Below are 22,241 nucleotides of genomic sequence, written 5' to 3'. Positions count from 1 at the left end.
ACTTAATGACAAATGACAAATGACAAATGACCAATGACAAATGACCTACAAATCCAATTAAGTTGGGAAGAACCAGCGACGGGTGAACGGCGAGAACCACTGTTAAATGTGCCGATCGCTTTTGGCCGAGAATTTGCTCGCTTACCTGCTGAACTCAGGGGAATGCGGGTTTCTCGGATGCTGCTTAACAGTAACGAAGTTTCTCGCTACCATGCCCTAATTGACTGGGAACAAGACCATTTAGTAGTGATTGACCAAGGTAGCGTTAACGGTGTCTATGTCAACGGTCAACCACAAACGCGCAGTGTTCTGGTTAATGGCGATACGTTGCAAATTGGCCCATATTTGATTGCAGTGACATTTGGTGCTAACGCCGCTGCACCAGATACTAGCCCCCCTTCAACGATTCACTTCAACGCAAATACCAATCGCCCAGACCCCAGCTTGCCTGTAGTCCAGCCGCTAACGCCCGTGGCAAGTAATTTTCCGCCATTGGCGTTTCAGGCACAAAAAGTCTCTGTGCAAGCACTTCATGCTACAGGTCTACCAGTAGATGAATCTGATTATCTAGCGATCGGGGCGGGATTGGGTAGCTTTTTATGGGCTGATTTGCTGCGAATTAGTGGTGTACGTGCTGACAAAATTGTGGCTTTGGGATTAGAGGCGGAACCTTATGCCCGTTACAAGCGCCTCTGTCTGAATTCACAGATTCCTTTATATGAAAGACTGCGTTCTAATTCTGACTCTTGTCCTGATAATATTTGGGGTTGGCCTAGTTATGCCTTGCGTGAAGCTTGGGGAGACTTAGCCAAGGGAGAAATAAAGTCAGCATTCAAGTATTTGTGGCAAGTGTTTGCCGAACCAACATTTGCAGAAACTTATACTCCTCGTGCCGATAATGTCTTTGATTCCATAGATAGGGAGGCGAAGCGCATTGGCTGGAATCAAATTTATCGCTATGGGCGAGTTAGGGTAATTCGCAAAACTGATGATGGCAGATATTGCGTAGCCTATTCTCGCGGCCCAGGAAATTATGCTTTTTTAGTTAGTCGTTATTTACATTTAGCTACTGGATATCCAGCAATTCAGTTTCTCCCAGATTTGCAAGCTTATAGAGAAAAATATCAAGACTTTAAATCTGTTGTCAATGCTTATGAAGCTCACGATCGCGTTTATGAGCAACTAGAGCAACAGGGTGGTACGGTATTGATTCGGGGGCGGGGAATTGTGGCTTCGCGGATTGTGCAGCGGATTTATGAAGCCAGAAAACGAAATCAGAATATTGCAGTTTTGCATTTAATGCGATCGCCTAAACCTCAAGGCAACAAATTTCAAAATACCCAGCGCCTAGTCAAAAATCATTACGAATTTCAACCCTTTAACTGGCCTAAAGCCTGTTGGGGCGGCGAACTCCGGGCAATGTTAGAAAAAGCCACTCCCGATGAACGCAAGCGTTTACTAGCAGACTGGGGTGGAACTACCACCGCCGACCGCCGAGATTGGCAGCAAATTACCGCCCAAGGGTTAAGCGAAGGCTGGTATCAAATTACCTTTGGTGAGGTGCTGGATGTGGAACGAGATGCCCAAAACCGGACTATTACCCGTATCCGAGAGCAAAGCTTTGGGGAAATGAAATTGCTAGCTGATTTTATTGTTGATGCTACTGGACTCGATGCCAAGGTAGATGCCAATCCCCTCTTGGCAGATTTGGTGAAACATTACAATCTTCCAGTGAATCATCTGGGGCGATTGACTGTAGCGAACAATTTTGAATTAGTAGAAATGCGTAGCGATCGAGGTCAAATGTATGCTGCTGGGGCTATTACTTTAGGTGGCCCTTATGCAGCAGTTGATAGTTTCTTGGGCTTGCAATACGCCGCATTAGTCGCCGTTGATGGACTCGCCGCCGCGCGTGCGCCTGGAGTGCAAAGGTTGAATACTATAAGTTCCTTTAGGCAGTGGTTGAAGTGGGTGTTAAATCAGTCACCTTAGTATTAGGAGGCAGAAGGCAGGAGAAATAGAGTATTTATCTGGCTGTTTTGAGTAGCAAATCCCAACGTTGAGAATAAAAGTGCAACTTCGAGGATAAAAGGTGCAACTTCGAGGATAAAAGGCTCAACGTTGAGGTTCAAAGGCTCAACTTTGAGGTTCAGATGCTCAACTTCGAGGATAAAAGGCTCAACGTTGAGGATAAAAGGTGCAACTTCAAGGATAAAAGGCTCAACTTCGAGGTTCAGAGGCTCAACTTCGAGGATAAAAGGCTCAACTTTGAGGTTCAGAGGCTGAAGTGCGATCGCTTATGAACTGCAACACCACTTAATAATATTGTCATCAGAAATTTCTTTTTATTTAGCTGGAGAGTTAAAAACGAACAATTGGTATTTTAATTTCTAGCATTTCACTTTTTTATTAAGAAAGATGTGACTAATGCATAGCACCTAAGCATCGAATAGGGAGAGTGAGATAATTACTCTAATTTACTATTGGTTGAGGATCAAATGACTGAACTATATGATTCTATTGGCGGTGTTTACGAGCAGTTTAAAACTTTAGCCACATTGCCGATCGCCGAAAAATTTACACTATTTAATATTCTTGGTAATTTTCAAGGGAAAACTATTCTAGACTTAGCCTGTGGTACTGGTTTTTATAGCAGATTGTTGAAAGAACAAGGATCTACAAAAGTTGTTGGTGTAGACATATCAGAGGAAATGGTAAAAGTTGCACGACAGCAAGAGATGAAAAATCCACTTGGAAATGAATATCAAGTGTTAGACATTGCCAAACTCCACAAAATTGGCAGTTTTGATTTAGTTACTGCCGTTTATCTTCTTAATTATGCAGAAAACAAAGAGCATCTACTACAGATGCTTTCTAATATTCGCAAAAATCTAGCGTCAAACGGGCGTTTTGTTGCCATGACGATTAATCCGAATTTTTCGTGGAAGAAATCAAACACGACAAAGTATGGACTTACCGTACTCAAACAATAACCTCTGTCAGAAGGCTTTTATTCGGAAGCTGAATTTCACACAAATCCACCATTTATTCTTAAATACTTTGGATTGAGTCAATCTATTTATGAATGGGCTGTAACAGAAGCCGGGTTTAAGAAGTTTTTATGGCATACTATAGAAATTCCAAAGCAAGCAATAGAACAGTACACAGAAGATTACTGGCAAGATTTTTTAGACAATTGCTTAATCATAGGTCTAAGTTGTGAGAATTAACCTGATTTTTTATGGGAACTTCTCATCCTAGTACTTTGTCACATCAACTTTAAATAAAATCAAGATTTAGGAGTAGTCAAAGCTCTGTGAAAGCCAGTCACCAAGCTGGATTTATCATCCTTTTGACAAACGTGCAATTACCTTAACCTCTCACGAATGCAATAGAGAGTGAGTATCAGCCTTCATGCGTAGGCTAGCAGAAACCGCAGGCATCGCACTCGATTACGATCGACATTCCCATATACAATTACTTACATTTTTAGTAAATTAAAAATCGTCTTCAATCTGCCGCTCAACAATGTGCTAGCGAGAATCGAGTCGGGTAGTACTTATGGTGTAAGTTTATAGTTTAGCTACCTTGCTAACTGAATAATCTAGAATTATATTAGGGTGCTTATGGCACTAGCAACGGTATTTCTAATCGTCGCGCGTTGTTATCAAATAGCGCAATCCTAATCTATTTCTAGAAAGAGAAATATATCTTTATAAATGGTTGAAATTAGCAATTATGAACCTTAAAAACATATCTCCAAATTTTCCCCGTCGTCAAATTATCAAAACTGCTCTCACTTTTGTGACTGGCTTAACTACGACATCACTGTTATCTTTTTTGATGACTAAATCCATAAAGCCAGCACAAGCAATTGTTGTGCAACGACCAAATGAATTTGAACTTGAGGGGAAAGATACTCACATCAAGTATTCAATACTCAATGGAGTTCCACAACTTGATTACAAAACTAAAAATATTTCTGAGCATTTTAGTGGCGATCAAATTCAGACATTAGCGACTGATATCGGTACACTACTGACAATAATTATTAGCAGACCACCAAACCCTGATTTAGGAGGAAATATAGTTAAACTGAGCTTTCTCTTACCAAGTATCAACCTACCGATTGGGACTCGAGAAACTCCTGTTCAAACCGAAGCCATTTTAACTACTGAAAGAACATCAGGAATTATTCGTACTCCCTTGTTTGGACAATTACAGTCATATCAAACTATAGCACTCAGCGGAACCGCGAGATACCGCTAAATACGGTCTAATTTCTGAAATTAATTCTTTGGGAAAATAAATTAGAAATTATCCCTTGACTAAGATTTCCTATTTGTGAAAAATCCAAGAACAGATCCTAAGTTTGTTATCTATCTAAGTAACGCTTCTTTTTAACACTGCTCTGGTGCAAATCCAGAGCAACAGAAATTGCTGGGCTAACTCGTGCTGAATTTATTAATGCCTTATCACGCTATAAAGTAGATTTTATGCAATATACTGCCCAAGAGTTAGCCCAGGAACTGGCAACTGTCGATTAATCGTATAATTATTAACTCTTCACCTTTGATTGTTCTTCTGAAAAGTCAGCAAGCAAAATTAATTCCCCAATTATTCACAGAAGCTTTAGTTCCATTCGGTGTTTTTGAAGAAGTCACAACAAAAGATGATGCGGCATCAACACAATTACCCAGTATTTCTTGGATACAAACAGTAGAAATTAATAATATCGATCCTGTTGTAGCAGCTTGGGATTTGGGAAAGGGAGAATCACAAGTATTGGTTTGGTACTAAAAAATTCCGATTGTGCCGCTATTGTTGACAATAGAGCAGCACGGCGTTGTGGTCAAGCTTTAGGTATTAATACTATCAGAACCTGAGGCTTGCTGATATTAGCAAAAAGACGTGGAATAATCCCAAGCATATCTCCTGGAATTCAAGCTTTGCGTGACGCTGGTTTGTGGTTATCCGATACTTTGGTCAATTTACTGAAAACTTCAAGCAGGGGAATAGCGATCGTTATCAATTGTAACTTCAAATAGCTTTTGCTTCCTTTTCTCTCTTCCTTCTTGCCCTCTGCAACTCTGCGGTTTGATTCTCATACTAAATAACAAAGTACGTAGCCACTAGATTTAAATATTTTTATACAAACGGTACTTTTCCCCTAAGCAGAGAAGATTTTCCAATGGAGACAAAGCTACAATAAAAATAAACTTCACAAGCTGTTTATGCAATGGGCTAATTTTCTAGCCAAAGAAGCTGCTACGAATGGCTTATCTCTAGAGCAAACGGCAGCTTTTGCAAAATATTTTCAGACAGAAAACTTAGATAAAACTAAAGTTAAACTTGCTAGCGAATTAAACGTTGATATTTCTGCTCTCACAAAGCGGATGGGTGAGGTGTATGACAAGTTTGCCCAGAATAATCCTGAGTTAGCGACTTTCAACAATCGAGATAAACTAGAAAAGTTACAAGCTTACCTAAGCGCAAAATATACTAGCGAATTAGATGCCCTCAAACCATTGGCGGCGATGAAACTATTAAAATCGCTAGTGGTTCGAGAACGACTGCAACAAGAAGCTTGGGTTGCGAGAAGAATTTGTAAATTTTTGGGATATTTGCCTTTAGCGTTAGAGTTAGTGGGACGATATTTGGATAAAATGCCAGATTTGTCTCTGGAAACACTGCTGAAGCGGCTAGAGAAGAAACGAGTGGAACATGAACCAGTAGTCAATGCTAACTCATTGATGCCTGATGAATACAGTATATTTGAAGCTTTTGAATTGAGTTGGGAACAGTTGGATGAAAATGCCCAAAGCTTTGGCTGTTTGCTAAGTTTGTGTGCTTTAGCTGACATTCCCCTATCTGTTGAGACAATAGAAGATAACAAAAAACAAGAACTCAACGAGAAAGCCATAGCCGATTTACTAGAATTACATTTATTACAACAGAAAAATAAAGGAATTTATCGTCTAAATCCACAGATTCGGCAACTTTTCCGAATGAAGTTGGATAAATCAAGTAAGGCGGATGAAGCAAAGACTAAATTTGCAGCCATGATGTTAGAGGTAGCAAAGCTAATTCCGCAACAGCTTAACCCAGAAGATATTCCCAACCTCACTCCACATATCCCGCACATTACAGAAGTTGCAACTCACCTATTTGAATATCTAGGCGATGACAATCTAATCACTCTGTTTACCAAATTAGCCTGGTTTTATCAAAGTCAAGCACTTTATCAGCAAGCAGAACCTTGGTTGCAACGATGTGTAGAACTAACTCAAAATCGTCTTGGTTCAGAACATATCCATGTCGCCACTAGTCTGAACAATTTAGCAGCACTCTACGAAACTACAGGACGCTACAGGGAAGCCGAACCCTTGCTTGAGAAAGCTTTAGCACTGAGAAAACGTCTGTTAGGAGAAGAACATACCGATGTCGTCACTAGCCTGAGCTATTTAGCATTAATCTACGAATATACAGGACGCTATAGCGAAGCCGAACCTTTGTATCAGCAAGCTTTAGAACTGTGGAAACGCCTAGTGGGAGAAGAACATCCTCATGTTGCCACGAGTCTGAATAATTTAGGAGCATTGTATTGTTATACAAAACGCTACAGCGAAGCCGAACCCTTGTTCAAGCAAGCATTAAAACTGAGAAAACGCCTGCTGGGAGATAACCATCCCGATGTTGCCACCAGCCTGAATAATTTAGCACAACTTTACGAATCTACAGGAAGTTACAAGCAAGCCGAACCTTTGTATGAGCAAGCTTTAGAACTGAGTAAACGCCTGCTCGGAAATAACCATCCCGATGTCGCCATTAGCCTGAACAATCTAGCAGCACTCTACCGTCATACAAGACGCTACAGGAAAGCCAAACCCTTATTTGAGAAAGCTTTGAAAATTTGCGAACGGACTTTAGGTATAAGTCATCCGACAACTATGACGGTTCGGGCAAATTATGCCAGCTTTTTAAGAGAAGCATATCACTAGCGATCGCTGCGCGTAATTCGTAATTCGTAATTCGTTAAAAAATATACCCCTCTCCACTAGCGAAGAGGGGTTAGGATTTACTTACATCCTAAAGATTTGCGAGTATCCACACCAGTTTTAGAATTCACACCACTTGCTTTAACACAAAGCTTTTTCACTTGTATTCCATCTAAAATTGCATTCGTAAAATCAGTACCTGTGATATCCACACCATCAAAAGTAGAACGCAGCATCATTGCATCAGTCAACACCGCATCACTTAAGTCAGCATCCTTAAACCTGCTTAGATAGGCTATGCCTTCACTAAAATCAGCACCATGCAGATTTACTCCCTCCAATACGCTACCGTTAAATACGCCACCACGTAAGTCAGCATTGCTAAAATTAGCATTCTCTAATTTGAGATTGGTAAACTCAGTACCAATTAAACTTTGACCAGAGTAATCTTTGCCCTTAAGTTCATCATTACCCACAGAACGAGTAATACTAGAAGAACTTGCAGCTTGTGCCGATAAGGGAAACAAAAAAAGAACCATAGCTAAGACAAAGCTAGCTAACAGTTGCCAATATTTCATAATCTCTTCTTAATAAATCTCAACATTGCCACCATTAACTATTAAACCTTACAGAAGGGGATAAGGGAGCAGGAGAGCAGGAGAGCAGGGGAGCAGGGGAGCAGGGGAGCAGAGGAGAATTAGTAGTAGTAAGTCTTTCTCCTCTGCCCCTCTGCCCCTCTGCCCCTCTGCCTCTCTGCCTCTCTGCCCCTCTGCCCTATGCCCCATAACCAATTCAATACATAAAGACTGTAAAACTAGAAAGCATCTCGTAGGATGATAGATGTTGAGGTGCGATCGCAATAATTACCTGTGGCTAATCAAGAAGACAACGCCCAATCTCTGGCGCGAACCCCTTTATATCAACTGGGTGTAGAACTCAAAGCACGCCTTACCAGCTTTGGCGGCTGGGAAATGCCCGTGCAATTTAGTGGAATTAGCCGCGAACACGAGGCTGTAAGAAATACAGCCGGAATGTTCGATATTTCCCACATGGGCAAATTTACCCTCCAAGGTAAAAACCTGATTTCCCAACTCCAGCCACTAGTACCTTCCGACTTGAGTCGTTTGCAACCCGGTCAAGCACAATACACCGTATTGTTAAATCCTCAAGCCGGAATTATTGACGACATCATTGTTTATTATCAAGGTGAAGACACCAGTGGTACACAAAAGGCATTCATCATAGTCAATGCGGCAACCTCTGATAAAGATAAAGCATGGCTATTGCAGCATCTTGACCTAGATAAGTTGCAATTCCAAGACCTTTCACCAGATAAAGTCTTAATTGCCGTGCAAGGGCCAAAAGCGATTAAGTATCTCCAGCCATTAGTTCAAGAAGACTTACAACCAATCAAAGCCTTTGGACATTTAGAAGCAACTCTACTAGGTAAACCTGCCTTCCTAGCCCGCACGGGTTACACCGGAGAAGATGGCTTTGAGGTGATGGTAGACCCAGATGTGGGAGTAGAATTGTGGCGAAGTCTCCATAAAAGTGGTGTTATCCCCTGTGGACTCGGTGCGAGAGACACTCTGCGCCTAGAAGCAGCGATGGCACTTTACGGACAAGATATCGATGACACCACCACACCCTTAGAAGCAGGTTTAGGGTGGCTAGTTCACTTAGATACTAAAGGCGATTTTGTTGGTCGGGAAGTTTTAGCACAGCAAAAATCCAAGGGAGTGCAGCGTCGATTGGTAGGTTTGCAAACCCAAGGACGCAACATTGCCCGTCATGGCTATCAAGTGTTATCCACAGGTAAAGTTGTGGGAGAAGTTACTAGTGGCACCCTGTCACCTACACTTGGTTATCCTATTGCATTAGGCTACGTTCCCACCCAGCTAGCAACTGTCGGTCAGCAGCTAGAAGTGGACATTCGTGGCAAAGCTTATCCAGCAGTTGTAGTTAAACGTCCCTTTTATCGGTCAAAAAATCGTGTTGCCAACTGATAAGCGCTGAGGTTTTTGAGGAATAATGTGTTGTGAGTTATTCAATCTACAGTCAGGTTCATTACCAAATATGGCTTGGATGACTATTGGGGCAATAATTTTTTTAATAAGGGAGAGGAAGTGATATGTCTTTTGAATATCCTCAAGATTTCAGATACCTGGATTCTCATGAATACGTGCGAATAGATGGTGAAATTGCCACCATTGGCATTACTGAGTTTGCCGTACATGAATTGGGTGATATCGTCTTTTTGGAACTGCCAGAAATTGGCGATGCTCTTACCAGAGGAGAAAACTTTGGCACAATTGAATCAGTGAAAGCCGTTGAAGAACTGAATTCACCAGTGACAGGCACCGTTATAGAACGGAATGAAGCTTTAATTAGTTCTCCTGAAGAAGTGTCAGAAGACCCTTACGGGGAAGGGTGGTTTTTGAAAGTGCGCGTCAATGACCCTGGCGAAGTTGAAGATGCCTTGACAGCAGATGAGTATCGCGCCCAAGTAGAAGGGGAGTAGGAGTGCTGAGTGCTGTTAGCGGATAGCTAAGGTTTAGCCCGTGCTGAGTGGAAGAGTAAGGGAGTAGGTGAGTGGAGGAGGTAATTAACAATTACTCTTATTCACCTATCCAATATCTTCCGAATCCCCAGTCCCCAGCCCCCAGTTTAAGAGTATTTATTGCAAAATATGAAATAGTACCATCTGGAGAGTAATTTGTGGTATTAAACGCCCCTATTCTCAAGTCTAATGAGCAGCAAGTGCTGGACGAAAAAAGTCAAAAGTTAAGTAGTTTTGTGCCAAGACACATTGGCCCTAACTCTGATGATATTCAGCTTATGCTTAAGGTTTTGGGGTTTCCCAGCCTGGATGCCCTAATCGACCAAACAGTTCCACAGGCAATTCGGCTGAAGCAACCGCTAAAGTTACCAGCAGCAGAAAGTGAGTATGCAGCACTGGCATCTTTAAAAAAAGTTGCTGCCAAAAATCAGGTTTTCCGTTCATACATTGGTATGGGCTATTACGACAGTATCACTCCACCTGTGATTGGGCGTAATATCCTAGAAAACCCAGGTTGGTATACTGCCTACACTCCTTATCAGCCAGAAATTGCCCAAGGGCGACTAGAAGCGCTGCTGAATTTCCAAACTCTAATTATCGACCTTACAGGTTTAGAAATTGCCAATGCTTCATTACTTGATGAAGCCACAGCAGCAGCTGAAGCGATGAGCCTAAGCTATGGTGTCTGTAAAAATCAGGCAGATGCTTATTTTGTCTCTCGTGATTGCCATCCCCAAACCATTGATGTGTTGCAAACACGCGCTAAACCATTGGGGATTAAAATTATTGTCGGCGATCATCAAACATTTGATTTCGATCGACCAATTTTTGGGGCTGTTCTGCAATACCCTGCAAGTGATGGCACTATTTACGACTACCGCGCTTTTATCGAAAAAGCCCATGCTAAGGGTGCATTGGTGACGGTAGCAGCAGATCCTTTAAGTTTAACTTTGCTGACCCCTCCTGGGGAATTTGGCGCTGATATTGCTGTCGGAAGCACTCAGCGGTTTGGTATTCCTTTGGGATTTGGGGGGCCTCACGCGGCATACTTTGCTACGAAGGAAGAGTATAAACGGCTGGTTCCAGGGCGAATTGTGGGTGTATCAAAAGATGCCCAAGGTAAGCCTGCATTACGTCTCGCCTTACAAACCCGCGAACAGCACATCCGCCGCGAAAAAGCTACTAGTAATATTTGTACTGCACAGGTGCTGCTGGCGGTAATGGCGAGTATGTACGCTGTCTATCATGGGCCAGATGGACTGAAGCAAATTGCCGAAAATATCCATTCTTTGACGGCGTTGTTGGCAGAAGGACTGAAGCGTTTGGGTTACAGCATCAGTTCCAAAGATTTCTTTGATACGCTGCAAGTAGAACTGGGAAGACACAATTTAAAAGATATTCTGGCAGCTAGCAAACAACTTCAAATTAACCTGCGGGTTTTTGATGCAACTACTGTTGGTATTTCGCTGGATGAAACAACTACACCAGAAGATTTAATCGACCTTTGGCAGATTTTCGCTGGTACAGATGATTTACCCTTCACTTTAGAAGAATTAACTTCTTCCTCATCCTCACATCTTCCTCTCTCCCGTACAAGTACATATCTCACTCACCCAGTTTTTAACCGCTATCACTCAGAAACTGAATTATTGCGCTATCTGCACAAGCTTGAAAGCAAGGACTTGTCGCTAACGACATCGATGATTCCTTTGGGTTCTTGCACAATGAAGTTGAATGCAACTGCTGAGATGATTCCGGTAAGTTGGGAGGAATTTGGCAAGATTCATCCATTTGCCCCTGCGTCGCAAACGCAAGGTTATCAAATCCTATTCCAGCAACTTGAGGCATGGTTAGCTGAAATTACCGGGTTTGCGGGAATTTCTCTGCAACCAAATGCTGGTTCTCAGGGTGAATATGCCGGACTTTTAGTAATTCGCCAATATCACGAAAATCGGGGCGAAGCACACCGCAACGTTTGTTTGATTCCCACCTCGGCACACGGGACAAACCCAGCGAGTGCGGTAATGTGTGGGATGAAGGTGGTGGCAGTTGCCTGTGACTCACAAGGTAATATTGATGTTGCTGACCTGAAGGCTAAGGCAGAAAAATACAGCAATGAACTCGCCGCCTTGATGGTGACATATCCTTCAACTCACGGTGTTTTTGAGGAGCCAATTCAGGAAATCTGCGCTGTTGTCCATAGTCACGGTGGACAAGTTTACATGGATGGGGCAAATATGAATGCCCAAGTGGGAATTTGCCGTCCTGGGGATATTGGCGCGGATGTCTGTCACTTGAATCTGCACAAAACCTTCTGTATTCCTCATGGTGGGGGTGGCCCTGGTATGGGGCCCATTGGTGTTGCATCTCATCTTGTGCCTTTTCTCCCCGGACATCCTGTTGTTACTATCAACGACTCAACTCAGCACTCACATATTGGTGCTGTGGCGGCTGCACCTTGGGGTAGTGCGAGTATCTTGGTGATTTCTTGGATGTACATCGCCATGATGGGTGCAGATGGTTTAACCCAAGCAACGAAGGTGGCGATTCTCAATGCTAACTACATTGCCAAGAAACTGGAATCGTACTATCCGGTTTTGTATCAGGGGCAAAATGGTCTAGTTGCCCATGAATGTATTTTAGATTTGCGATCGCTCAAAAAATCTGCTGCGATCGAAATCGATGATGTCGCCAAGCGTCTCATAGATTATGGTTTCCATGCGCCGACTGTCTCCTGGCCTGTAGGGGGTACAATCATGGTGGAACCTACAGAAAGTGAATCAAAACAAGAGTTAGATCGTTTCTGTGATGCGTTGATTTCTATTCGCCAAGAAATTGCCGAAATAGAAGTTGGCAAGGTGGATATCCAAGATAATCTTTTGAAGAACGCACCCCACACTGCCGAAAGTTTAATTACCGGGGAATGGCAGCATCCCTATTCTCGCGAACAAGCTGCCTATCCTGCGCCTTGGACTCGTGAATATAAATTCTGGCCAGCTGTCGGTCGCATTGATGCAGCCTTTGGCGATCGCAATTTTGTTTGTTCTTGTCTGCCAATGGATGCTTATTAAACTGAAGTAGGGGCGCACAGATGTCATTGGTGTCAAGTTAACGTTAAATGGGCGGTTATAAACCGCATCTACACAGACAAAACTCACCTCCGTGGGTTTCAAACACTCAATTTTTTTAGTCCGCGCAGGCGGACTTTGTTTGTGTAGCCGCGAATTTCATTCGCTGGGGCTTAAGTTGACACCAATGCACAGCTGTGCGCTCTACAATAGATGATTTTTTTCGCTGGAATGTCACTAAGCATTTTTTCCTTATCTTTGCAGGACAAACGCATTTAAATTCTCAAAATGAAAACACAATTAGAAACATAGGACTTACGCAAAAATTGCTAAAAAGCTTAATTTATCGAACCGCCAAGACGCCAAGATCGCCGAGAATTCGTAGAGTGTGCGTAAGTCCTAAAACAGTTAAATCATCAGTATTTACTTGTTTCTATCTGTGATTGTTTAGTTTCAATACTTGGGAATTAAACGATTACAGCAGTTTTCATGTATTTGAACCACACCTGTCGTAGGGGCGCAAGGCCTTACGCCCCTAACGCGTGGTCTATTTCTCTGAAAATAGCTGTAAGCTTGTTGTATTTCTGGACGACCATCTTCAACCACAAATGAAGCCCACTTATTAAGCTTGTTTTTTGTCTGACGATGCCACTTAATGACTGACTCACGTTGATTTAATTAACTTACGTTGTCCAACAAAATCGCAGTTGACGAAGGCGATCGCTGCTGGTCAATTTGCAGTGGGATATTTTCCCGCACGAGTTGCCAAAAATGTTTAATGGGAGGAATTTGCAGACGATCTTGAGTTGTCACCATAACTACCCGTCGAGTCAAACTGGAACCATCTGCTAAACCACTAGTATTATTACTGGCTAAAGATCGAATCGCCAGGGTAGGGTCAAGACGTGCTTCCAGTAATGCTGATTGAGGTAGCAAAGCTATCAATTTCCCTTGGCGCACAACTCCCCGGAAGGCATCTAGGGTATTTACCTCTAAAACCGACTGGAGTGTAGCTTCCATCCGCTCAAATTTATCTTGTATTAAGCGTTGCATCCCATAACCATCTTTAAAAACCACTTGGGGATAACGAATTAGCTCCGACCAAGGGACGCATTCATATTGTGCGAGGGGATGATTGGCTGCGGTTAAAAGTTCTATAGGTTCATCATAAAGTACTTCTACCACCATTTCTCTACTGGTGGTTAAAAAGCGATTATTCATCACAATTGCTAAATCTACCAATCCATCTTTGAGGACTTTCAGGGCGCGATCGCTTCCTAATGAAGTCACCCGCAATTGCACATCTGGATAATCATGACAGAATTTTTGCAACACTGGTGGTAAGTAAGATCCACACAGAGAGTGAATCACGGCAATGCAAAGTTCTGGTTGCTTTCCGGCGATTAAATCGGCTAATTCTTCTGTAGCAGTCTGCCACTCTTGACAAATTTTGCGGACGCGGGGTAACAAACGTTCGCCTCCTAGCGTCAGTTTGGCATGAGTGCTTCTATGAAACAGTTCTATCCCCAAATCTGCTTCTAATGCTTGGATTTGGCGACTAATCGTCGATTGGGTAACACCAGATGTTCGCGCTGCTTGTTGAAAGCTGCCGGTTTTGGCGATCGCTAGAAAGGCTTGCAACTGCTCTAGGCGCATTTTTATGTAGCCTGAATTACATTTATCAGTTTTAATAAGTTAACGGATTTTTAAAAGCATTTTAGTAAAATTTGTTACAGGTCTTTGATTCGAATTGACATTTAAGTAAATCAGTTTTACCGCCTTTATCGTCAATTATGCGCCTTGCACCGATTTTTTCGGAAGATACTGCCAAAAAAGAATTGACTACTTTCTGCTGAAATATATGAATTTTTAGATAAGACTTTTACAGAAACCTATGGCAAAAACACTTTATCCGCCAGAGGCTTGAACCTCTGGCGGTTTTTCGACTTTTGTAATAAGTCTAATGTGGTTAATACTATCTGGAGCGAGTACCTGTTACTTCATTAGGGTCGCTATAAGCCCGAACTTTTTCGCGATTACGAGTCAGACCTGCTAAACCAGCTAGGCCAAGCAACCCTAGCCAACCCAAATTGAAACCGCGATCGGTATTTCTTTCGGAAGTTGTGATGCCTGCATTTCTGTTAGTACCTGTGGCATCAGAGCCTGCTGTTCCAGTACCTGTAGAATCAGAGCCTGTTGTTCCTGTTGTTCCAGTACCTGTAGAATCAGAGCCTGTTGTGCCAGTACCCGTTGTTCCACTACCCGTTGTTCCAGTACCTGTGGAATCAGAGCCTGTTGTGCCAGTACCTGTGGAATCAGAGCCTGTTGTGCCAGTACCCGTTGTTCCACTGCCCGTTGAGCCAGTACCTGTACCACTGCCTGTACCTAGACCACTGCCTGTACTTCCACTGCCTGTAGTTCCAGTACCTGTAGTTCCAGTACCTAGACCACTGCCTGTGCTTCCACTGCCTGTAGTTCCAGTACCTAGACCACTGCCCGTACTTCCAGTACCTGTACCACTGCCTGTAGTTCCAGTACCTAGACCACTGCCTGTAGTTCCAGTACCTGTACCACTGCCTGTAGTTCCAGTACCTAGACCACTGCCTGTAGTTCCAGTACCTGTACCACTGCCTGTAGTTCCAGTACCTGTACCACTGCCTGTAGTTCCAGTACCACTGCCTGTAGCTCCAGTACCTGAGCTAGAGCCACCACTAGAGCCACCACTGCCAGAACCTCCACTCTGGGCAAAAACTGAAGGAGGTAAGGATACAGAAGCGAAACTGATGGCAAAGACAGTAGCTAAAACAGTTTTAGATAAATTCAAAGGTTTCATACTTATGGTTCCTTTACGTTCTAGATTTCTGTGAGTGATTGATTTTCAAAACCGATATTGTCTACTCAATCCACTGCTAAACAGGTAAATATTTACAAGAGTTGAGGAGCCTTTCACCTAGCTTCTTTTGGAAAAATTGAAAGCATTTGAAGATCCCACAACAAGTTACTATTGGTTAGGTCAAGCAAAATAATTCATAATCAGTAATTAGTAGTTTAGGATTAGTAACTTACGACTAAGCTCGCTTGTTCGCAATAGATAGATAAAGAATAATAATTTCTTTTTTTAAGATAAAATTAATATTCATTTCTACCTGATTTTTAATTACTTTTTGTGAATTATTTTCTAACTGCTACACAAGATAACTGCTAGTTTTTTGCCTGACTTCTACCATAAGAGTAAAACCATTTATATCGCAGGGATTATTTTGGCATTTTAGTCTGTGAAGGTGAAAAGCATGAAACGTTTTAGAGCTTACAAGCGATTAGATAAACCCCTAGAACATGTGAGGCGTAGCTTGCTTTACCGAAATAAAGGGTCTACTACAAACTTTTAATTCTTTACACTCATCTACTTAATAAGTACAAGCGATCGCTAACTTAAGCAAGATTTTCATCTCAATAAATATAATTACTTTTTTGACATTAGCTTTTAGTTATTTGGATATAAATGAACTAGAGACTATAAGCAACCAGATGCTGCCAACGTATGAGGCTCTATTAACAAGACTTCATAATCTTATTTCGTCTGAGAACTTATAACTTCATACTTCAGGTGTGTCTTACTTTAGACTTAAGGAATACTTTTATTGTTAGTTATAGCTAAAATTTACCATTCAGCTAAAGCGATCGCTATTGCTTGTTTTAAATCTGGTGTGATTGCGTCATTATTCGCTAACTGCTGCAATTGTTGATGTGTGGCTTCTCCATCCAGATTTTTCAGTGCTGCGATCGCATGTAGTTTCACCGATGCATTAGAATCGCCTAGCAGCAAAATCAATGGTTCAATCGCTTGCATTTTGCCTAACTGCCCTAAAGAGAAGGCGATCGCACTTTTGATGCTAGCAATCTCTGTGGCTGGATGTTGCGTTAGCAGTATTTGCAGTAAGATTTCTGTCGCTGGTGTAGTTAACTGCGGTTTTTGGACTCGTCCCAAAACTGTGACAATTTCTTGCCATACTGTTTCTGATGTACTTTGATTCAGTGCGGTTTGCAAATATTCCAAACTCGATAACGTCCCCACCCAACTTAAAGCGCGGATGGTTTCCAATTGCAGCGTTATCGGTGTCTGGGGTGAAATCAGCAAATCAAACAAGTGTTTGGCAGCGTCATCGCTACCAATCCGAGAAAGGGTAACTGCGGCTGCACAGCAAACATCAAGGTTAAAGTCGTAAAGTTTGGGTTGCAGTCTCGTTATTAAATCTAATGCTTGGTGTAAGTCGGGGCGAAAACCTAAACCAAGCACTGCTGCACGCCTCACTGTGAGGGCTGGATCGTCCAAAGCTTTTAACAATACTGGCGGTACACGTTCATCATGAAAACTGCTGAGGGCTTCAATTGCGGCGGCGCGGATTGCTGCTTGTGGATCTTGCACTACACTCAACAGCGGCGTGATGGTTTCTGGTTGCCGAATACAACAAAGCGATCGCACTGCTAACAATCGTGTATTTTCGTCTAATAGAAGTTCAGTTAGTGAAGTAATCGCAACAGTACCCATTTGTCCCAGTGCTGTAGCTGCGATCGCTTTGAGTTCTTCATCCTCATCATTTTTCAACAATTCAACTATTGACGCGATCGCTTCTGGGTGTTTAAATTCGCCTAAAGTCCTTGCCGCATACCAGCGCAATTCGTCTTCTGCGTCTTCATCTTCTAATATCTCAATGAGAGGTGGGATCGCAATATTTCCCAAGTGAGTCAACACTTTGGTAATTTCCCACCGCTGCTGAAAATCTCCCATCTCTAAGATTGAAAGTGTTAATTTCAGGAGATATTCTCGATTTTTAACTATTTCTGGATCTTCCGAGTTTGTCCCTAAAATTAACTGTTGCAAATATTGAATTAGTGATGACCAATCAGCCGCATAATATGCTGCCTCAGCTTGCACCAATAGCTGTTTGATGTTATTCACAATATCTTGCTTGAATTATCATCTTCTGCCCCTTGCCTCATTTCTCTACGAGAGGCTGCGCCAACGACTACGCTCAGTGACCACCTGCCTTCTGCCCCCTGCCTCCGCTAGGTTGGCTTAACCACAATCGAATTGCCCTCAATCTTAGCGGCGTAAGTTTTCAGGGGGTCGGTTGCTGGGCCTTTTTGCACTTTACCGTCGGCTCCATATTCCGAACCATGACAGGGACAAGTGAATTTTTTAGCATCAGCTTTCCATGCTACAGTGCAACCTGCATGAGTACAAGTAGGGTCAACAGCAGTTAGATTTCCGGCTTTAGATGTGCCAACTACCAACACAGGCCCAGCAGGTGAGTTTTTTGCCAGCAATTGACCTGTTTTATCTAAATCTGCCGATGTACCTACTGTTTGCCAATCTTTAGATGCTGGAGTTGTTTGAGAAGAACAAGCTGCGATCGCTACAGGTAGAGAACTCGCAATCCAGCCCAAACCTACCCAATTAATAAAGTCACGACGTTTCATAGCTGCTGAAATAAAATCTAAGTTTTAGCTAACATCTCCCATTCAATTTTGGATTTTAGATTTGAGATTAATCTATGGCGATCCAAAATTGCTTCAGTCTTCTCAAATACCCTTGATTAAGGGTGCTGCATCGCTTATGGATGACTTTAATGCAAGTAATGCATAGTATTCATGCGTTTTTTAAAAACTTTTCCGAAAAACGTAACAATTTATACGATTTTAACAAAAAAGTCACCTTAAGTTATGAGTATCGAAATTGTTACATGAACATTATCTAAACGTGCTTGACAAATTCCCAAGATGTAAATGGCCACAAATTTTCCTTAACTAACCACGGATTTGGAGTTTCGCATTGGAATGTTCTTGAGTAAAAATAATCAGCCGTAGTTAAATATTAAGTTTTTATTCCCTAACCCTCGTAGATACAGCACCTGATGTAACTACGGCTTGATTGGTATTGGGATACGACCACAGTTACCGAGCATATCAGTAATTTGCAACGAGATTCAGACTCATGACAGACACAGCAACTACCACTAGCCTTAATAAGTTCGAGAAATTAAAAGCAGAAAAAGATGGACTCGCCATCAAGAGTGAGATAGAGAAATTTGCCGCTCTTGGTTGGGAGGCGATGAACGAAACAGATCGCGATCATCGACTCAAATGGGTAGGCGTGTTTTTTCGCCCAGTTACCCCAGGTAAGTTTATGATGCGGTTGCGGATGCCTAACGGTATTCTTACCAGCAGCCAGATGCGTGTTTTGGCGCAAGTAGTGCAGCGTTACGGTGATGATGGTTGCGCTGATATTACTACCAGACAAAATATTCAATTACGGGGGATCAGAATTGAAGATTTACCAGATATCTTTAATAGATTTCACGCAGTTGGTTTAACCAGCGTTCAGTCAGGGATGGATAACGTTCGTAATATCACAGGCGATCCCGTGGCGGGGTTAGATGCAGATGAGTTGTACGACACGCGAGAGTTAGTACAACAAATTCAAGATATGCTCACCAATAAAGGGGAAGGAAACCCAGAATTTAGCAACTTACCACGCAAGTTTAATATTGCGATCGCAGGTGGAAGAGACAATTCAGTTCATGCTGAAATTAACGATTTGGCTTTTGTGCCAGCATTTAAAGAAGCAGGGGAGCAGGGGAGCAGCACTTCTCTACGAGAGGCTGCGCCAACGGCTACGCTCAGTGACCGGGGAGCAGAGGAGCATTCCCACGACAAAATTTTCGGGTTTAACGTTTTAGTCGGTGGCTTTTTCTCAGCTAAACGTTGTGAGGCGGCGATTCCTCTGAATGCTTGGGTGGCTCCAGAAGATGTGGTAGCTGTATGTAAAGCAATTTTGGAAGTATTTCGCGATTGTGGGCCACGTGCTAATCGGCAAAAATCGCGCTTGATGTGGCTAATCGATGAATGGGGTTTAGATAAGTTTCGAGCAGAAGTAGAAAACCGTTTGGGTAAATCATTAATATCCGCAGCACCTAAAGACGAGATCGACTGGGAAAAACGCGACCACATTGGGGTATATAAACAAAAACAATCAGGATTAAATTACGCAGGCTTGAACATTCCTGTTGGTCGGTTGTATGCCGAAGATATGTTTGAAATCGCTCGTCTGGCAGAAGTTTACGGCACTGGTGAAATCCGTTTCACAGTTGAGCAAAACATTGTTATCCCCAATATTGCCGACTCTCGTTTAGCAACATTTTTAACAGAGCCTCTGCTGGAAAGATTTTCTATCGATCCAGGTTTGCTGACGCGATCGCTAGTATCTTGCACAGGCGCACAATTTTGCAACTTTGCCCTCATCGAAACCAAAAACCGCGCCCTGGCAATGATTAAAGCCTTAGAAGAAGAGTTAACCTTCACCAAACCAGTACGAATTCATTGGACAGGTTGTCCCAACTCCTGCGGACAGCCACAAGTTGCAGACATCGGCTTGATGGGAACTAAAACTCGCAAAAATGGCAAAACCTTGGAAGGTGTTGACATCTATATGGGTGGCAAAGTTGGCAAAGATGCCCATTTGGGAACTTGCATTATCAAAGGTATACCATGCGAAGACTTACAGCCAGTATTGCAAGACTTACTCATCAAAAACTTCGGGGCGAAACTCAAGCAAGAAGCCTTACTAGTTGGTAACTGCTAGTACTTATCGGAAATATTCGGCATTGGGCAAAACTCATACTTCAAACTTAAAGCCTTAACCTTCAAACTTTAAGACTTAACCTTCGACCTTTAAGACTTAACCTTCAAACTTTAAGACTTAACCTTCGACCTTTAAGACTTAACCTTCAAACTTTAAGACTTAACCTTCGAACTTTAAGACTTAACCTTCGACCTTAAAGGCTTAACCTTCGACCTTAAAGGCTTAACCTTCAAACTTTAAGACTTAACCTTCGACCTTAAAGGCTTAACCTTCAACCTTTAAGGCTCAACTTCGGCTACCTCTTCTCCGTATTTTATTCAATTAGAAAGATTGGAATGCTTAAAAACTTATTTTCATTTAGCGATCGCTACCGGATCTTACATCAGACTTGGTTTGCTTTCTTTCTCACCTTTGTCTGTTGGTTTAACTTTGCCCCTTTCGCTACAACCATTGGCAGAGAACTAGATTTAGCACCAGAGCAAATCAAAACTTTAGGTATCTGTAACCTCGCCCTTACAATTCCCGCACGACTAATTATTGGGATGCTTCTGGATCGTTTTGGCCCCAGAATCACCTACTCAATTTTGCTGATGTTTGCGGTTATTCCTTGTTTAGCGACGGCGCTAGCGCAAGATTTTAATCAACTAGTCATCAGCCGTTTGCTGATGGGGATTGTCGGATCTGGGTTTGTTGTGGGTATCCGCATGGTGTCCGAATGGTTCCAGCCGAAGGAGATGGGAATTGCTCAAGGTATTTATGGAGGTTGGGGCAACTTTGGGGCTTTTGGCGCAGAATTTGCCTTACCGATGATTGCAGTTTCTACGAGCTTTTTCGCTGGTGGTGCTTCTAACTGGCGATTTGCGATCGCATTTACAGGGATTATTGCAGCTATCTACGGCGTAATTTATTACAACAACGTCCAAGATACGCCTACAGGGAAAGTCTACAAAAAACCTAAGAAAAATGGTTCTCTAGAAGTAACCAGTGTTAAAAGCTTTTGGGCGATGATTGTCTCGAATTTTGGTTTAATTTTCGCCTTGGGTTTATTGGCTTGGCGTTTGGAACAAAAGAACATTCACTTCCTAACTTTGAGCCAAATGTATCTGGCTTGGTTACTATTAGCAGGATTGTTTGCTTACCAAAGTTACCAAGCTTGGCAGGTAAACCGAGAACTTTTAACTGGCAAGAAAACTTATGCTCCATCTGAACGCTTCCAATTTGGTCAAGTAGCCTTACTCGAATTCACTTACATAACAAACTTTGGCAGCGAACTAGCAGTTGTTTCCATGCTCCCAGCATTTTTTGAAAAAACTTTTGCTTTAGAACATGTTGTAGCTGGGATGATTGCCGCTACCTATCCATTCTTAAATTTGATTTCTCGTCCTAGTGGTGGCTTAATTTCTGATAAATTTAGCTCCCGTAAGTGGACAATGACAATTATCAGTGCTGGCATTGGTGTTAGTTATTTGATGGCACATTTTATTAGTAGTAGCTGGCCGATTCCGGTAGCGATCGCAGTGACAATGTTTGCCGCTTACTTTGCCCAAGCTGGCTGCGGTGCAACCTACAGCATCGTCCCTCTAATTAAGAAAGAAGCCACTGGACAAATTGCTGGGAATGTGGGGGCTTACGGTAATTTTGGCGGCGTAGTTTACCTGACAATTTTCAGCTTAACCGACGCTCCAACACTATTTACCACAATGGGTTTAGCTGCACTAGTCTGTGCTTTTATGTGTGCCTTTTTCCTCAAAGAACCAAAAGGTTCCTTTGCCGCTGCTTATGAAGGTGAATTACCAGAAACCGCAAAGAAAAACCCTATCTTCTTAACTGAAGAATAATCAATTCAAGGATAAAGTAAAAAATTCACTATCAAATCTGAATTAGGTAACTTTACACTTCATCTTTCCATAGCAATCCTAATTCATGAAAATCTCCTTTTCTTCTCTCTGCGTTCTCTGCGTCTTGGCGGTTCG

15 protein-coding genes and 1 pseudogene are annotated in these 22,241 nt (G+C 42.5%); 11 read left to right on the top strand and 5 right to left on the bottom strand.

The genetic code is table 11. From position 1 onward, the window contains the following. Nucleotides 1-33: 33 nt before the first annotated feature. From AC1F2U_RS17730 to AC1F2U_RS17705, 6 genes and pseudogenes are all read left to right on the top strand, one after another. Nucleotides 34-1,992, top strand: a complete 1,959-nt coding sequence (locus tag AC1F2U_RS17730; protein ID WP_480262293.1) for an FHA domain-containing protein — start codon at nt 34-36, stop codon at nt 1,990-1,992. Between the two features lie 506 nt (nt 1,993-2,498). Then, nucleotides 2,499-2,993, top strand: a complete 495-nt coding sequence (locus AC1F2U_RS17725) for a class I SAM-dependent methyltransferase (RefSeq protein ID WP_480262292.1) — start codon at nt 2,499-2,501, stop codon at nt 2,991-2,993. A gap of 745 nt (nt 2,994-3,738) precedes the next feature. After that, complete coding sequence (locus AC1F2U_RS17720; protein WP_480262291.1) at nt 3,739-4,269, top strand: hypothetical protein; 531 nt, start codon at nt 3,739-3,741, stop codon at nt 4,267-4,269. Between the two features lie 149 nt (nt 4,270-4,418). Continuing rightward, nucleotides 4,419-4,547, top strand: a pseudogene (locus tag AC1F2U_RS17715) (UPF0175 family protein); the annotation flags it as partial. Nucleotides 4,548-4,572: 25 nt separating this feature from the next. After that, nucleotides 4,573-4,800, top strand: coding sequence for a PIN domain-containing protein (locus AC1F2U_RS17710; protein ID WP_480262290.1), 228 nt, complete (start codon nt 4,573-4,575; stop codon nt 4,798-4,800). Between the two features lie 434 nt (nt 4,801-5,234). Next, nucleotides 5,235-7,001 (top strand): tetratricopeptide repeat protein, encoded by a 1,767-nt coding sequence (locus AC1F2U_RS17705; RefSeq protein WP_480262289.1) that lies wholly within the window; start codon nt 5,235-5,237, stop codon nt 6,999-7,001. Between the two features lie 77 nt (nt 7,002-7,078). On the opposite strand, the gene AC1F2U_RS17700 is transcribed toward AC1F2U_RS17705, so the two are convergent. Beyond that, a complete protein-coding gene (locus AC1F2U_RS17700; protein WP_335182881.1) occupies nt 7,079-7,576 on the bottom strand; it encodes a pentapeptide repeat-containing protein in 498 nt (165 codons plus the stop codon). A 291-nt stretch (nt 7,577-7,867) separates the two neighbouring features. Here AC1F2U_RS17700 and gcvT point away from each other — a divergent pair, with 291 nt between their 5' ends. From gcvT to gcvP, 3 genes are all read left to right on the top strand, one after another. Then, nucleotides 7,868-9,004 (top strand): glycine cleavage system aminomethyltransferase GcvT, encoded by a 1,137-nt coding sequence (gcvT, locus tag AC1F2U_RS17695; protein ID WP_480262288.1) that lies wholly within the window; start codon nt 7,868-7,870, stop codon nt 9,002-9,004. Between the two features lie 125 nt (nt 9,005-9,129). Continuing rightward, nucleotides 9,130-9,519 (top strand): glycine cleavage system protein GcvH, encoded by a 390-nt coding sequence (gene gcvH / locus AC1F2U_RS17690; protein WP_289797706.1) that lies wholly within the window; start codon nt 9,130-9,132, stop codon nt 9,517-9,519. A gap of 197 nt (nt 9,520-9,716) precedes the next feature. Continuing rightward, nucleotides 9,717-12,629: an aminomethyl-transferring glycine dehydrogenase gene (gene gcvP / locus AC1F2U_RS17685; RefSeq protein ID WP_480262287.1), complete on the top strand. Its 2,913-nt coding sequence runs from the start codon at nt 9,717-9,719 to the stop codon at nt 12,627-12,629. Between the two features lie 675 nt (nt 12,630-13,304). Here gcvP and AC1F2U_RS17680 read toward each other — a convergent pair. From AC1F2U_RS17680 to AC1F2U_RS17665, 4 genes are all read right to left on the bottom strand, one after another. After that, the gene (locus AC1F2U_RS17680; RefSeq protein ID WP_480262286.1) at nt 13,305-14,282 is read right to left on the bottom strand and encodes a LysR family transcriptional regulator; all 978 of its coding nucleotides are present in this window, start codon (nt 14,280-14,282) and stop codon (nt 13,305-13,307) included. Nucleotides 14,283-14,601: 319 nt separating this feature from the next. After that, a complete protein-coding gene (locus tag AC1F2U_RS17675; protein ID WP_480262285.1) occupies nt 14,602-15,459 on the bottom strand; it encodes a WGxxGxxG-CTERM domain-containing protein in 858 nt (285 codons plus the stop codon). Between the two features lie 828 nt (nt 15,460-16,287). Further along, nucleotides 16,288-17,589, bottom strand: a complete 1,302-nt coding sequence (locus AC1F2U_RS17670) for a HEAT repeat domain-containing protein (protein WP_480262334.1) — start codon at nt 17,587-17,589, stop codon at nt 16,288-16,290. A gap of 104 nt (nt 17,590-17,693) precedes the next feature. Next, nucleotides 17,694-18,107, bottom strand: coding sequence for a QcrA and Rieske domain-containing protein (locus AC1F2U_RS17665; protein WP_480262284.1), 414 nt, complete (start codon nt 18,105-18,107; stop codon nt 17,694-17,696). Between the two features lie 514 nt (nt 18,108-18,621). On the opposite strand from AC1F2U_RS17665, the gene AC1F2U_RS17660 reads away from it, so the two are divergent. Both AC1F2U_RS17660 and AC1F2U_RS17655 read left to right on the top strand, forming a co-directional pair. Beyond that, entirely contained in the window at nt 18,622-20,268 is a 1,647-nt protein-coding gene (locus AC1F2U_RS17660; RefSeq protein WP_480262283.1) for a ferredoxin--nitrite reductase, read from the top strand. 335 nt (nt 20,269-20,603) lie between these two features. After that, the gene (locus AC1F2U_RS17655; protein WP_480262282.1) at nt 20,604-22,106 is read left to right on the top strand and encodes a NarK family nitrate/nitrite MFS transporter; all 1,503 of its coding nucleotides are present in this window, start codon (nt 20,604-20,606) and stop codon (nt 22,104-22,106) included. Nucleotides 22,107-22,241: the final 135 nt, after the last annotated feature.

Source organism: Nostoc sp. LEGE 12454 (assembly GCF_056620565.1).
This window is presented reverse-complemented; position numbering and strand designations above follow the sequence as displayed.

What these genes read in the sequence shown, in the direction of transcription:
- AC1F2U_RS17730 (WP_480262293.1), top strand. Translation starts at nt 34, where the DNA reads ATGACAAATGACCTACAAATCCAATTAAGTTGGGAAGAACCAGCGACG.
- AC1F2U_RS17725 (WP_480262292.1), top strand. Translation starts at nt 2,499, where the DNA reads ATGACTGAACTATATGATTCTATTGGCGGTGTTTACGAGCAGTTTAAA.
- AC1F2U_RS17655 (WP_480262282.1), top strand. Translation starts at nt 20,604, where the DNA reads ATGCTTAAAAACTTATTTTCATTTAGCGATCGCTACCGGATCTTACAT.
- AC1F2U_RS17705 (WP_480262289.1), top strand. Translation starts at nt 5,235, where the DNA reads ATGCAATGGGCTAATTTTCTAGCCAAAGAAGCTGCTACGAATGGCTTA.
- AC1F2U_RS17680 (WP_480262286.1), bottom strand. Translation starts at nt 14,282, where the DNA reads ATGCGCCTAGAGCAGTTGCAAGCCTTTCTAGCGATCGCCAAAACCGGC.
- AC1F2U_RS17720 (WP_480262291.1), top strand. Translation starts at nt 3,739, where the DNA reads ATGAACCTTAAAAACATATCTCCAAATTTTCCCCGTCGTCAAATTATC.
- AC1F2U_RS17700 (WP_335182881.1), bottom strand. Translation starts at nt 7,576, where the DNA reads ATGAAATATTGGCAACTGTTAGCTAGCTTTGTCTTAGCTATGGTTCTT.
- AC1F2U_RS17675 (WP_480262285.1), bottom strand. Translation starts at nt 15,459, where the DNA reads ATGAAACCTTTGAATTTATCTAAAACTGTTTTAGCTACTGTCTTTGCC.
- AC1F2U_RS17660 (WP_480262283.1), top strand. Translation starts at nt 18,622, where the DNA reads ATGACAGACACAGCAACTACCACTAGCCTTAATAAGTTCGAGAAATTA.
- AC1F2U_RS17665 (WP_480262284.1), bottom strand. Translation starts at nt 18,107, where the DNA reads ATGAAACGTCGTGACTTTATTAATTGGGTAGGTTTGGGCTGGATTGCG.
- gcvH (WP_289797706.1), top strand. Translation starts at nt 9,130, where the DNA reads ATGTCTTTTGAATATCCTCAAGATTTCAGATACCTGGATTCTCATGAA.